The sequence below is a fragment of the Sungkyunkwania multivorans genome (assembly GCF_042675645.1).
Classification (GTDB): domain Bacteria; phylum Bacteroidota; class Bacteroidia; order Flavobacteriales; family Flavobacteriaceae; genus Sungkyunkwania; species Sungkyunkwania multivorans.
In genome coordinates, this window is the sequence record NZ_JBHTJH010000017.1 from 1,196,066 (window position 1) to 1,208,987 (window position 12,922).

A 12,922-nucleotide genomic window follows, 5' to 3' on the forward strand; every position below is an offset into this window, starting at 1 on the left:
ACCCAGACGATACCTCAAAGGATCCTCTTCTGCTTTTCATAAAAAGCATCTGCTTGCAACTGCATGATCTCTCTGGCCACTTTTCGCTTATAGGCATACAATTCCTCTTCTTCTGCGATGTCTTGATAAACTTGGTCGTTGATCACAGCGTCTGTAGCAAGTAGTTTAACGCGTTGGTCTTTTTGTTGAGCCACCCAAGTCTTCACCGATCCTTCGATATTTTCTAGTTTCAGGTCATATTCACCTTTAGGAGCTAATAATTTTGAAATGATCGGAGCGGTCTCAATGGCCAAGAACAATAAAAAAATGAAGAACGAGGGGAGCCATGGCAATTTATTCAAAGCGTTGATTCGAGCCATAAGCCCGTCAAAGCCATCAATGATCGGTTGTGTATTCGATACCTTTTGGGCATACTCATTGCCCAAGAGTGCAATTTGACCCTCCTTATCTATTATCTTTTGATTGTTACTTTCTTTTAATTGCTGTAGTTCCTGAAGCGCAGCATCATGCTTTTCGCGCTTTTCCTTATAAACGGGGCCTTTACCCAGCTTCATGGTTCCTGCCGTGCCCTCTGCCTCCGTTATATAGGTGTTGTAAAGATCATTCACATCCTTTTCTTTTGAAGTGACCTCGTTCTTTAGTTCTTCGATCTCGATCTTTAACGCTTCTACTGCAGGTGTATACTGAAGGGCTATCTGTTCTTGATTCTGAAGGGTGAATTGATTCTTTTCTTCGAGAAGTACTCGGTCTATCTCTTTTTCAAATATTTTCAATTCTAGTGGTTTGGAAATGACAACAGCGATAATGATCGCTAGAATGATCCTAGGGATCGCTTGTCCCAATTCTGCCCAACGATTATCACGTTTCTTGATCGTGGAGACGATAAATCTGTCTAGATTGAAGATCAACAAGCCCCAGATAAGCCCAAAGAATATTGCGGTATAAACATTATCAAAAACGGTATAAAGAGCATACCCAGCAGCAATGAAGGCCATCACGGCAGTAAAAAAAACGGTGCCACCGATACCGGCTTGCTTAATTTGTTCGGATTTAGAGGACTGAGATAGGATGTCTTCGTCTGCACCAGCACACATCCAAAAAAAACGTTTCATAGTGAACATAAGATTGATGAATACTAATGAAACGCTTTTTTATAGAAAATGTTACATTTTAGAATACATTAACAATCATCGGGTGTTAAGGGCTTGATCGAAAGAAAGACCATTGGGGTAAGCGTATCTGTTTCCTTGCTAGAAATATGAATTTTTTTCTGGGTACGAAGTAGCTTCAAGGCATCCATCAAATAGATCTCTTTACCTTCAAAATAAAATTTGGCACCTTTTGCGCCCATTTCTTTAAGATGCTCTTCAGGCGATGGTGGAGGTGAAGGTGGTGGAGCAGGTGAAACGGCCTTGGGAGTCTCGAAGTTTACTTTCGGAGCCGAGGGGGCCGGTGGCGGTGGTGGCGGTGGATCGGGCATTGGCGCGAGTGTAGGAAATGGCTCAGCCACTCTTCGTTGCTCTTTGGTCATGATGCTGAAGATGTATTTCATGCGCTCCACTTCCTTTTTGATATAGAAACGGTTTTTTTCGCTTTGTGCATTATATTTCCTGGCCAAGGTATCGTACTCCGAGAGTTCTTTCTTAGAAGCTCCCTGAACGTTATTTTCAATAAGCTTCTCCTTTTGTCTAAGTGGAGGTTGCTTTGGCGCAGCAATCTCGAGGGCGTTGATCTCCTCTTCTGTGAAGTTGTGATAAAGATCTTCGAGATTTTTATAGTTGCTCAAAAGCTCGCTATATTCTTTTTCATTGGGATACTTTGAGTAGAAGGCAATATCGTTTGCATAATGCCTTGCCAAAAGATTGTAGTGCTCAACCTTGTCATCGATGAGCTGTTTCGGCGGATATTTGGTTTCCCTTGCAATGGTGACCCTTTCGCTAAAGGAATAGAGCAAAATCGATACGAGAGGTAGGATCAAGAAGCTCTTGATCCAAATACTCCTTTTTGAGGTTTGTGTTTTCATAAGTGTAAATCGTTTTTTGACCTGCCCGAAATGATTAATAAAGAAAAGATTGGTCAGGCGGGTTGATGAATAATTGAAGGCATGGGTCATCGTAGACCCGTGCGTCGATGATGAATAGTGTAATATCAAGTTTTGATAGGTCGAGGTTTCAATTCCTTGTTTCAGGACGGCATTATCGGCTAAAAACTCGTGATTGAGCTTGATGTTTCGTTTGTAAAGAAATAGTAAGGGGTTGAACCAGAACAGCACCTGAAGTAATTCGATAAATATGATGTCGAGACTATGCTTCTGATGAGCATGCGCTTCCTCATGCAAAAACACTTCTTTGGGGATTCGGTTCTCCTCATATTCATCATAGTTGAAAAAGAGATAATTAAAAAAGGTATGAGGAACAATATCTTTTTGTATCAAAACATGAAATAGCGATCCTTTTTTGAGTGTCGGGTTGTGCTTTATCCTAAAGATCACTTCAAAGAGATTATAGAGGAATTTGGTTCCAAACAGCGCAAGACCAATCATATAAATTCCCCATGCAACCCTATCCCAGTCGAATGTTTTATTTGAGGATGGTAACACTGCTCCAGACTCGTCAATGAAGGATGCGTTCTGAGTTAGTGGGTAATCGACTTGGACGTATTCGCTAAAGGTGATCAGAGGGATACAAAAAGATAGCAATAATGCCGCCATTAAGTAGAATCGCTTGGTGTGATGAAGGCTTTCTTTCTCTAGAACAACACGATAGAAAAGATAGAAGGCCAAGAGGCATGCGCTGGATTTTAATAGATAAAAGAGCATCGCTATCTTTTTTTAAGTTGTTCATCGATCATCGCTTTAAGATCTTCTAATTCTTCTTTGCTGAGGTCCGTTTCCTCGGTGAAGAATGAGGCAAACTGCGTTGCCGAATCGTTAAAGAAATTTTTGATCAGGCCATTGATATGCTTTGAGAAGTACTGCTTCTTTGCGACTAAGGGATAATACTCTCTCGATTTCCCAAACAATCGGTACCCAACATATCCCTTATCGGTCATTCGCTTCAATAAGGTCGCAACCGTGGTATTGGCGGGTTTAGGTGCTGGATAACAGTCTAGGAGGTCTTTCATAAAGGCCTTTTCTAGTTTCCAGAGATAATTCATCAATTCCTCCTCGGTCTTAGATAATTTCATTCTCTACAAAATTAGCGAGTTCTCTACAAATGTAGAATAAAATTTTAATTCTACAAACGTAGAGGTATTTTTTTAACGGTCTACCGCTAATTGATGATGGGTTGAATTATTTGCTAAGCGCTGTAAAGTATTGGTAGAACCACGGGATGGTCTCAATACCTCTGAGATAGTTCCAGATGCCAAAATGCTCGTTAGGTGAATGTATGGCATCACTATCCAGACCGAAGCCCATCAAAATGGTCTTGCTTTTCAATTCCTTTTCAAAAAGCGAGACTATAGGGATGCTGCCTCCACTGCGCTGTGGAATTGGGGTTTTGCCAAAGGTGGTCTCGTAAGCCTTCGCAGCGGCCTGATAGCCAATGCTGTCTATTGGAGTTACATAGCCCTGTCCGCCATGATGTGGGGTCACTTTCACTTTGACGCCCTTTGGAGCAATGCCTTCAAAATGCTTTATAAATAGTTCGGTGATCTCCTTCCAGTCCTGGTTGGGAACAAGACGCATAGAGATCTTGGCATAAGCCTTGCTGGCAATAACCGTCTTTGCGCCTTCTCCGGTGTATCCTCCCCATATTCCATTGACATCAAGGGTAGGGCGGATCGAGTTGCGTTCGTTGGTGGTATAACCTTCTTCTCCATATTCAGCCTCAATGTCCAATGCTTTGTTATACGCTTCTTGAGAAAAAGGGGCCTTTGCCATTTCGGCTCGTTCTTCTTTGCTAAGTTCTTCTACCTTATCGTAAAATCCTGGAATCGTGATTTGCTTATTTTCGTCGTGTAAGGATGCGATCATTTTCGCTAAGATATTGATAGGGTTGGCAACGGCGCCTCCATAGAGTCCCGAGTGCAGATCTCTGTTGGGGCCAGTGACCTCTACTTCAACATAACTTAGTCCGCGTAATCCTGTGGTAATGCTTGGTGTCTCCTTAGAGATCATTCCCGTGTCCGAGATAAGGATCACATCATTCGCCAACTTATCGTGGTTATTTTCTACAAACCAACCAAGGCTCTCACTACCCACTTCTTCCTCACCTTCGATCATAAATTTCACGTTGCACGGCAATTGCCCCGTCGTCGTCATAAATTCCATCGCCTTCACATGCATGTACATTTGGCCTTTATCATCACAAGCGCCTCTGGCGAAGATGGCGCCTTCTGGATGCAATTCGGTCTTTTTGATAACAGGCTCAAAAGGGCCGCTCTCCCACAAGTCTAAAGGGTCTGGCGGCTGCACATCGTAGTGTCCATATACCAATACTGTAGGTAAATTGGGGTCGATAATCTTCTCTCCGTAGACGATAGGATAGCCTGGGGTCTCACAAATTTCCACATGGTCACAGCCTGCTTTTTCCAAGCTAGATTTGATGGCCTGGGCAGTGTCCAGCACATCTTGACTAAAGGCAGGATCGGCGCTTACCGAAGGTATTTTTAAGAGGGCGATGAGTTCGTCGATGAATCGTTGTTGGTTTTGCTGAATGTAGTCTCGTATGTCTTCCATTAATTGATCAGTTATACTACTTCAAATGTAACGAAAAAAACACTGATTTTTTTATGGTGCTTAATTGCTATATTGAAATTCTTGTTTATATTTGCAGCCCGATATCGATGATGATAGCGATATCCTTTTGCGGATGTGACGCCCGCCCGAACGTACCTTTTCGGTACGGGCTGGGAATTGGTAGACCTGTTTGCCGATAGGCAGGCATGCTAGAAGTCTAGCATGTATTTAGAAGGTAGACCTTGTTTCACGACCGTGTAAAGTTACATCATGAGTAAGCGGATGTGATGGAATTGGTAGACATGCTAGACTTAGGATTAAACCAAATAAAAAGTGTTAAATTGCACTTTATGCGGGTGTGGTGGAATTGGTAGACACGTCAGACTTAGGATCTGATGCCGCAAGGTGTGGGGGTTCGAGTCCCTTCACCCGCACAAAAGCCGAAGAGAAATCTTCGGCTTTTTTTGGTTTGAAATCGGGTCGGAAAAAATGTTAGGTACAACATAGGTACAACATTTCAGTATTTTTAAGATAACATTTGTATTAATGCTAAATGCTATTATTTCAATTTAGTGTATATGAATTGACCAATGAAATAATAAATTTTGCCAAAGCACAACCTTTTTTCTTCGGAAGGGAAGTTTATTATCATACAATATATCCGCAAGTTAAACTCGTAAAATACTTCCATCAAAAGACTACGGCATAAAGCCAACGCTTCTTCCACTACTCATTTATTCCGTTTCCTTTTGAGCCAAGATTTTATCTTCCGTTTGGTTTCTACTCAAATATTGTTTAATCTAAAATTTGAGTATTATGACAACAAAAGCGAGTACCACAAGAAAGCGCAGAAGTACAACGACTACTGCGAAGAAAGAATTGAACGGAAAGAAAGTTCCGGCACTTCAAATTGAGAACATTCCCATTGGCAAAATCAAGCCTGACCCTAAGCAACCGAGAAAGACTTTTAACGAGGATGCATTACAGCAACTTTCTGCGAGTATCGAAAATCACGGTGTATTACAGCCAATCACGGTAAGGCAACTAAATGGTCATTATGTCATCGTGATGGGCGAACGCAGATATCGGGCAAGTAAGCTGGCAGGAAAAAAGACCATACCCTGTATCGTGAGGACTTATGAGAACAATGATGTTCTTGAAGTTCAAATCATAGAAAATCTACAACGACAAGATGTAGAACCTACCGAAGAAGCTGAGGCGATTGCTTATCTAAGTGAAAAGTATGTACCTGCCGAAATCGCAAAGCGATTGGGCAGAACGGACAACTTTGTAAGACAACGCCTAAAATTGGCAGGTTTGATAGAAGGTTTCAAACACTTTGTTCGCAATGGCGAAATGACCATTTCATTGGGTGTAGGTGTCGCACTTTTTACACCAGAAGAACAACAAATTATGTTGGAAACGATGGGCGAGGATTTTAGTGCCCATCAAATCAACAGGATGATTAAAGACCAGACCTATGACTTGGAAAAAGCATCTTTTGATGTAATGGATAAGAAGTTGGTGCCGAAAGCAGGGTCTTGTGTAGAATGTCCGTTCAATGCGGCCAATCAAGGCAATCTGTTCGGCGAGGGTAAAATGGTCTGTACAAAATCAGCTTGTTTTGAAACGAAGAAAACGAAGTCATTCTTGAACCTGATTGAAAAATCGAAAAAAGAGAATATTCTACTGATTCCTGAAATACGACAGTATTGGGTAGATGACGAAAATAATCAGCTCATTATTTCACATTTGGAAAAAAATGGATTGAAGGTCTATCTTCTCGATGATGTTGAACTAATCGAAGAACCTACCAAGCCGACAATAGAGGCCATCAAAATAGAATATCAACATTACGATTATTCCGAAGATGAACTGAAGGCAGAATTGGAAGAAGCGATTCAGAATTACGAAGAAGAGTTGAAAAATTACAATTTAGCAGCGGACAATGGATTTGTAAATGGTATCGTATTCCATCGTGAGACATACCAGAACAAGGAAGTGTTTGTCAAGATAATTGAGAAATCAAAAGATGAATCCACGGAATATTCAGCACCATTGACCAATAGGAAAATGGCCGATTGTACGCCTGAAGAACAAATCATTAAAATCAACGAAAGGGAAATCCGTAAGAAGCAAATAGAGAACAATAAGCAGTTTGAAGAAGTTGTTCAGATGATTCGTGAGACCGAATACATCAATACGAAAAAGACACTTTCAACAGACGAAATGGTGGCATTCTCAATATCGCTTTTTGAAAATAATGTGGACTATATGAGCCAACAAAAGTATTTTTCAAAGTTCTTAAGCGACACGTCCAAGATGACCAAAGTTGAAATGGTCGGGAATTTCAAGAAGAATTTCAAAAAGGAAATCTTTCACAAGCTGATACGCTATATGCTCACAAAGCAAGTGCATTTTGGCGAGAGCAATCACGTGAATAACCTGACAAACATTTCATTCTACAGTGCGATGCAGGGATATTACAAATCCAAGATTGACGGCATTGAGAAGGAATATGCCGAAAAGAGGGACAAACGTGAAGCACGTTTGAAAGAGCGTATCACAGTTCTTGAAAAGAAAATTCAGGAATTCAACGATTAGCTTTTGTTGTTAGAAGAAGGGTCGGCATTCGTGCTGGCCCTTTTTCTTTTTAATAATAGTGCCTAAAAGAATGTATTCGCAAGGAAGGGGTTATCAATCAATAGTTAGCGCAAAGATAAACTCGTAAAATACACCCATCAAAAGACTACGGCATAAAGCCATTGCGCTCATCCCTCTTCTCATTTATTCCGTTTCCTTTTGAGCTGAGATTTTAGCTTCCGTTTGGGTACTGCTCAAATATTGTTTAATCAAAATATATCATTATGAAACGAGTATCGGAAAAACCTAAAATTTCGCCACAAGAGGCTGAAATGCATTATCAATCGAGTAAAGAAAATTACACCATTGAAAGTGCAGAAAGCCACTTGGCTTATTACAGAGAAAAACATCCAATCTATTATGCGGTGTTATTACAAAATGTTTAATCTAAAATTCAAAAGCTATGTATTTACAAAATTTGCAACAGGATGAAATCTTTATTCCATCAGAAATGAAATCCTTAAAAAGCCTGACACAGATGGAATCCAGACGAGGGCTTGAAAATGCCATCATATCAAATGGCAAAATCGTCAATGTGGTCTCGAACAGCTATGGCCACATTCCGAATCAAATGTTCTTCAAGAAAGCCGAAGAAATGCTGACCGATGCACAACTGAACTTCCACAAGCGCACCATTAATAAAAACGATAGGTCATTTATTACCGACTTTATAATCGACGACAAAAGCCAGTTTACGGTGAAGAACGACAAAGATTTGATATTACCGATGCTTCGATTTAAGAATTCATACGATGGAAGCGAAAAGACCTCTGGCCACTTCGGATTCTATCGGAAAGTGTGTTCCAATGGCTTGCACGTTTCACAAGCGGAAATTGAGTTTTCCATTAAGCACATCAAGAACAATACACACCTCATAATGCCGAGGTTGAGCAATCTGTTCGATAAATTTCTGGATAATGAGTTCTACACCATTACCAAGAAATTCGATAAGATGAAGGAATTTAAAATCATCAACACGCAGGAATTTGTAAAAGCAGTTCTCGATAAGACTAAGCTCTTTAGATATGAATGTAGCGATAAGAATAGTGACCCTTCAAAAAAGTCTCGTGAGGTCATTGAGATTTTGAACTACGAAGCCTTGTTGCTCAATGAAGAACCAAATCTGTGGTTAGGTTACAACGCTTTTAACTCAGTATTACATAACACTTTGAAGAAGAGTTTTGGTCAGCAAGAACGGTTGGACAAAAAACTATTCGATGAAGTTTATGAAATGGCTTAAGGTCTATAGGTTTACCCAGTATCTTAAATTGGATTTTAAATTTAATATTAGAGTATGACTACCTTAAAAAGGTTTACTTAACCTTTTTAAGGTCACTCTATTTATTTGATGACTTTGGTAATTTGAAGTATTCACTTTGCTGGTTAAGTTGTGCTTTTATCATATCAAAGTTTCCTTGTGTTGGTTTTAAGTTTGTGTATTTTCCAATAATATTGCTTCTTCTATAGATTAGAAATGTGTTGGCAATATATTGATTTATCTTGTTTAAATAGATTTCAGAAGTTTTGTCGGAAAGAGAGGGTACAAAGGTCAAGGCAATATTTTTAAGTTGAAGTTCCTTGCCTAATTCTTCCAGTTTTCTCTCAATGTCTTCCTTATTGAAATTTTCATCATTGCCATATACAAAATATGATTTAAGATATTTTTCTCTTTTAATACTCTCGCTATCTAAAAACACAAGCCACTTTCTAATTTCTATCCAATCAGGGTCATTGCCAACAAAATATAATATACCGTGGTACCATCCGTATTTACAAATAGGACAGGTTTTTGTGCCCTTATCCGGGCCAAAGGCATGAAAAGGTGTAAATGAGCTTACATCTTCCCCTATTTTTTTTCCAGACACATATTTTTTAAGAGATTTTTTTGGATAGTTAGGAACATTCAATCCTAGTATCATATTCCGCTCGCCAACTTGGATTTCATCTTTTTCAACAAAGCGAATGACACCAGAGCCACCTCTGTTTTCCATAGCGTTTCTTCTTCTTGAAGTCAACATAGGGTCGTTGTCAAATACAAAGTCATCTATATAATAGTGGTTTTCTAAGTCAGGTTCTTTAACGCTAATATGGATATGTGCGGGTTCATCCCTACTGGGATATGTGCCAGGTTTTATTGTGTAGATGGAATACTCGCCATCAGCATTTGTTTTAACCCATCCCCTAATATGTCCATGGGTTTGACCCAATTTGTTTTTGGGCATATTACGTGGCTCTTTCGGATTAGTACTGTAGATACCATTTACATTTGTTTGATAATAATAGAGAATAACACCGGATGCTGGTGTCTTCCCGTCAAATTCGTAAACCGTTCCGGTCAGAAGTATTTTTGTGCCATTTTGTTTCCATCCTGGGCTTCTATCTTCTGAAAATAATTTTGAAGGCATCTTGAAGTAGAAGGGTAACAACTTATCAAAATCTTTACTTAGAGTCTCTCTTTGTGTAGAAATAGAATTATTTTGTCCATTACAATTCGATAAACTTAATAATAACAGTATTAAAATTAAAGCGTTGAAAATCTTGTTCATTATTATTGTTTTTAACAAAAATATAGGATAAAGGGAGATTGAATGCAACCAATGATAGAATAAAAACTCTATGTGGAGTAGAAACTTGTCTTACTGGAGTAGCGCATTCCAGTTTTTTCTATAATGTCTACTCATTCTAATTTTTCCCCCATTTACAAGCACCGCATCATAATCACCATTTTTACGAGAACTAAGTTGTTTGATGTGATTTAAATTGATTATTGTAGACCTATGTACACGAATAAAATCTTTAGGGTTCAGCAATGCTTCAAATGCTCTTAGACTACGGTCGTCTATGTAGGTTCTATTATCGGTAAGAATTGTAGAATATGGTTTGTCGGTGGAAATACTGTAGATACTATCTGTTTTTATCATAACCATTTTTGTCCCTATTTTAACTTTAATTTTGTTTGAGTATTTAATGGTTAAAGATGTTGTTTTATTTTGGAAAGTCTTTATGGCGCTTTCTACAAATGGAGCTATTAAATAAATTAAAAAAAGAATGAAGAATTGATTAGATAGATAGGCATTAAAAATATTGTCAAATCGGTGTGTTGGAGAAAATACAAAGTAACTGATTGTTACGAAAAAGAGTGCCGAAAGCAATATTTGTGTAAGGCTTAAAATCGTACTGATTGCAATAGTTGAAATGATTTGTGGCGTTTTACGTGTGAAGGATAATTTTCTTAAAAGGATAAATTCAAAAAAAATAAAAGGAATGGTTAAAATCCAAAGCACATTATAAAGCAGGGATTCAGAAATATAGAACCCTGTATGTTGTAATCTACTGAATAGATAATCTTGGAAAACAGCAACACTAATTAGTAGTAAAAATAATACTATCCAAATTTTATTTGATTTGAAAAACTTAAATAAATAATATGTGTTGATTAGTTGTCCCAATTTCGATAGCTCGCAAAGCAATTTTAGATATACAATATACTTAAATATTGGGAGTAATAAATTTAAATGGAATAGAGAGGAATTTTTTCGCTTATATAGAAAATCTGATTTTCTGAACCCACTCAGCACATTCCTCTACATTTCGCGGAAAGCTACATTTTGGGAAAAGAGCTTCACTACAAATATCTTGGACACAATCCCCAATTTTAGCTTTCTATTCCGTTAACCCTTCCCGATGCTCTGGGAAGGAACACTACATTCCCGAGCCAAAATTGTGAATTAAGTCCGCTTTTTCATCGGAAAGCCATCACTTCGGTTTTCTTAACAGGATTTTCGGCGCGGTCTTCTTGAGCCCTCACTCGAAAATCCTTAAAAACCGAACCGCTGTCTTGCAGATTTTAAGGGGTTTATAATGGATAAAGCCTTTATTGTTTTTCGGGGCGTCGAAAAACAGGCACGACATAACCAATTCTAATTTAACCACAGCTGCTTATTTCGCTTAACTGTCGGTACGCTCAAACGCAACTGCGTTTAAAAGAATTGCTAATGCCCTTATGGAACTTGTCAAGACTATACGAGTTTTAGTGAAAAATAAGGCTTCTACTTCCTTGAAATTCCAAGGAATTTACTACGTCGCAAACACACCTGATTTTACCCTAAAAGTCTTGACAAAACCCACTCTATCCATTGTGCGATGCACGAAAGAAAAGAACAAACACCCCTTAAAATTTAATCTGTTTTAAATCAATAGGGGAAATATAAATCACTTAAATATTTTATTATGAGTACTATTAAAAATCACGTACAGTTAATTGGAAACGTTGGACAAGAGCCAACCATTACGAACCTTGAAAGCGGAAAGAAAGTAGCCCGTTTTTCATTAGCCACAAATGAGTATTACAAAGACAGCAAAGGCGAAAAGCAAACAGATACGAATTGGCATACAATTGTAGCCTGGGGCAAGACTGCCGAAATAGTAGAGAAGTATGTTGCTAAGGGAAAAGAAGTTGGAATATCGGGTAAACTAAAAACCCGAAGCTACACAACCGATGATAATGAGCAACGCTATGTTACGGAAGTAGTAGCCGATGAAATCCTTTTACTTGGAAGTAAAGGCGATAAGTAAACCTAAAATTAAAGAGGGCGTAACCGTCGAAAGATGCGCCCTCTTTTCATTATCCTTATTAATAATAGAAACAATGAAACACAAAGTTAATGAAATAAAGATTAGTTATAAGGGGGAATTGAAATCCTCAATGTGGCATAAAATAGGAAATTCGCAAGATGCAGCAGAATTGCTTTTTGAAGACTGGGATAAAGATACTATTGGTATTCAAGAAACTTTTAAAGTCGTCTTATTGAATAACAGCAATAAGGTAAAAGGTGTGTATCAACTTTCGCAGGGCGGAATAACAAGCACATTAATAGACCTACGAATATTGTTTGCAGTAATTTTAAAATCCTTGTCCGTAGCCATCATTTTGGTGCACAATCATCCAAGTGGAAAATTACAACCAAGTGATGCGGATAAACAACTCACAAACAAGATTAAAAAAGCATCCAAACTTTTTGATATCACCATTCTTGACCATTTGATATTTGCGCCCGATGGCGATTACTATAGCTTTTCTGACAATGGAATTCTGTAAAATTTACAGCTATGATATATCTCAATTTTACAGACTTGAGCGAAGAGGCTCAAAACCGACTTTTAGAAAATTCTAAAAAGGATGTAAAACGAAAATTTGACGATAGCATTCGCAAATACGTAAATAAAAACCATACTAGTTTTGAAACGATGATTGAAGAAGAAGCGATGCGAAATTTGTATTCGTACACCTATGTTTTCAATCCTTGAAATTTGAAAAGCTAATTGATACACCTCTATATTTTTAGAGGTGTTTTTGTATTCAATCAATTTCAAGTCAATAAAAAACCGTATCTTTATTTCGCTGAAATTCAGCACACAAATTACAGTAAGGTTATCCACTTTTTGACTTTCGCCGGTACCCTTGCACATCGAAAAATAACATATCGGAAAATCATTTTCCTTGAAAATGGCAATCGGCTTTTTAGCCGGATTGTATGGATTTTTGTCCCGCTCGCGGGACGAAAAGGAATAGCAAGAGGGTAACACGCTGCGCGATGT

General features: G+C 38.5%; 12 protein-coding genes and 1 tRNA gene. 7 read left to right on the forward strand and 6 right to left on the reverse strand.

Annotation, left to right across the window (positions count from 1 at the left end; all coding sequences use genetic code 11):
- Positions 1-14 precede the first annotated feature (14 nt).
- The 4 genes from ACFQ1M_RS16790 to ACFQ1M_RS16805 form a co-directional block, all read right to left on the reverse strand.
- Positions 15-1,112 (reverse strand): DUF4407 domain-containing protein, encoded by a 1,098-nt coding sequence (locus ACFQ1M_RS16790; RefSeq protein ID WP_386410431.1) that lies wholly within the window; start codon positions 1,110-1,112, stop codon positions 15-17.
- 68 nt (positions 1,113-1,180) lie between these two features.
- A complete protein-coding gene (locus tag ACFQ1M_RS16795; RefSeq protein WP_386410437.1) occupies positions 1,181-2,818 on the reverse strand; it encodes a M56 family metallopeptidase in 1,638 nt (545 codons plus the stop codon).
- 2 nt (positions 2,819-2,820) lie between these two features.
- A complete protein-coding gene (locus tag ACFQ1M_RS16800; RefSeq protein ID WP_386410440.1) occupies positions 2,821-3,186 on the reverse strand; it encodes a BlaI/MecI/CopY family transcriptional regulator in 366 nt (121 codons plus the stop codon).
- A 106-nt stretch (positions 3,187-3,292) separates the two neighbouring features.
- Complete coding sequence (locus ACFQ1M_RS16805; RefSeq protein ID WP_386410443.1) at positions 3,293-4,681, reverse strand: dipeptidase; 1,389 nt, start codon at positions 4,679-4,681, stop codon at positions 3,293-3,295.
- A gap of 352 nt (positions 4,682-5,033) precedes the next feature.
- On the opposite strand from ACFQ1M_RS16805, the gene ACFQ1M_RS16810 reads away from it, so the two are divergent.
- The 4 genes from ACFQ1M_RS16810 (at position 5,034) to ACFQ1M_RS16825 (ending at position 8,564) form a co-directional block, all read left to right on the forward strand.
- Positions 5,034-5,115, forward strand: a tRNA-Leu gene (locus tag ACFQ1M_RS16810).
- A 382-nt stretch (positions 5,116-5,497) separates the two neighbouring features.
- Complete coding sequence (locus ACFQ1M_RS16815; protein ID WP_386410446.1) at positions 5,498-7,285, forward strand: ParB/RepB/Spo0J family partition protein; 1,788 nt, start codon at positions 5,498-5,500, stop codon at positions 7,283-7,285.
- A 263-nt stretch (positions 7,286-7,548) separates the two neighbouring features.
- Positions 7,549-7,710 carry a hypothetical protein gene (locus ACFQ1M_RS16820; RefSeq protein WP_208080213.1) on the forward strand — a complete coding sequence of 54 codons (162 nt, stop codon included), beginning with the start codon at positions 7,549-7,551 and terminating at the stop codon, positions 7,708-7,710.
- Positions 7,711-7,727: 17 nt separating this feature from the next.
- Positions 7,728-8,564, forward strand: coding sequence for a DUF932 domain-containing protein (locus ACFQ1M_RS16825; RefSeq protein WP_386410450.1), 837 nt, complete (start codon positions 7,728-7,730; stop codon positions 8,562-8,564).
- 97 nt (positions 8,565-8,661) lie between these two features.
- On the opposite strand, the gene ACFQ1M_RS16830 is transcribed toward ACFQ1M_RS16825, so the two are convergent.
- On the reverse strand, positions 8,662-9,870 hold the full coding sequence (locus ACFQ1M_RS16830; RefSeq protein WP_386410453.1) for a dioxygenase family protein: 1,209 nt from the start codon (positions 9,868-9,870) through the stop codon (positions 8,662-8,664).
- Between the two features lie 90 nt (positions 9,871-9,960).
- Positions 9,961-10,773: a LytR/AlgR family response regulator transcription factor gene (locus tag ACFQ1M_RS16835; protein WP_386410456.1), complete on the reverse strand. Its 813-nt coding sequence runs from the start codon at positions 10,771-10,773 to the stop codon at positions 9,961-9,963.
- Positions 10,774-11,554: 781 nt separating this feature from the next.
- On the opposite strand from ACFQ1M_RS16835, the gene ACFQ1M_RS16840 reads away from it, so the two are divergent.
- From ACFQ1M_RS16840 to ACFQ1M_RS16850, 3 genes are all read left to right on the forward strand, one after another.
- Positions 11,555-11,899 carry a single-stranded DNA-binding protein gene (locus ACFQ1M_RS16840; protein WP_099543840.1) on the forward strand — a complete coding sequence of 115 codons (345 nt, stop codon included), beginning with the start codon at positions 11,555-11,557 and terminating at the stop codon, positions 11,897-11,899.
- A gap of 73 nt (positions 11,900-11,972) precedes the next feature.
- Positions 11,973-12,422: a JAB domain-containing protein gene (locus ACFQ1M_RS16845; protein ID WP_062054439.1), complete on the forward strand. Its 450-nt coding sequence runs from the start codon at positions 11,973-11,975 to the stop codon at positions 12,420-12,422.
- 11 nt (positions 12,423-12,433) lie between these two features.
- Positions 12,434-12,631, forward strand: a complete 198-nt coding sequence (locus ACFQ1M_RS16850) for a hypothetical protein (RefSeq protein WP_386410460.1) — start codon at positions 12,434-12,436, stop codon at positions 12,629-12,631.
- Positions 12,632-12,922 lie beyond the last annotated feature (291 nt).

Coding starts and splice junctions, on each gene's coding strand:
- ACFQ1M_RS16850 (WP_386410460.1), top strand. CDS start 12,434: ATGATATATCTCAATTTTACAGACTTGAGCGAAGAGGCTCAAAACCGA.
- ACFQ1M_RS16800 (WP_386410440.1), bottom strand. CDS start 3,186: ATGAAATTATCTAAGACCGAGGAGGAATTGATGAATTATCTCTGGAAA.
- ACFQ1M_RS16840 (WP_099543840.1), top strand. CDS start 11,555: ATGAGTACTATTAAAAATCACGTACAGTTAATTGGAAACGTTGGACAA.
- ACFQ1M_RS16820 (WP_208080213.1), top strand. CDS start 7,549: ATGAAACGAGTATCGGAAAAACCTAAAATTTCGCCACAAGAGGCTGAA.
- ACFQ1M_RS16815 (WP_386410446.1), top strand. CDS start 5,498: ATGACAACAAAAGCGAGTACCACAAGAAAGCGCAGAAGTACAACGACT.
- ACFQ1M_RS16825 (WP_386410450.1), top strand. CDS start 7,728: ATGTATTTACAAAATTTGCAACAGGATGAAATCTTTATTCCATCAGAA.
- ACFQ1M_RS16795 (WP_386410437.1), bottom strand. CDS start 2,818: ATGCTCTTTTATCTATTAAAATCCAGCGCATGCCTCTTGGCCTTCTAT.
- ACFQ1M_RS16790 (WP_386410431.1), bottom strand. CDS start 1,112: ATGAAACGTTTTTTTTGGATGTGTGCTGGTGCAGACGAAGACATCCTA.
- ACFQ1M_RS16805 (WP_386410443.1), bottom strand. CDS start 4,681: ATGGAAGACATACGAGACTACATTCAGCAAAACCAACAACGATTCATC.
- ACFQ1M_RS16845 (WP_062054439.1), top strand. CDS start 11,973: ATGAAACACAAAGTTAATGAAATAAAGATTAGTTATAAGGGGGAATTG.
- ACFQ1M_RS16830 (WP_386410453.1), bottom strand. CDS start 9,870: ATGAACAAGATTTTCAACGCTTTAATTTTAATACTGTTATTATTAAGT.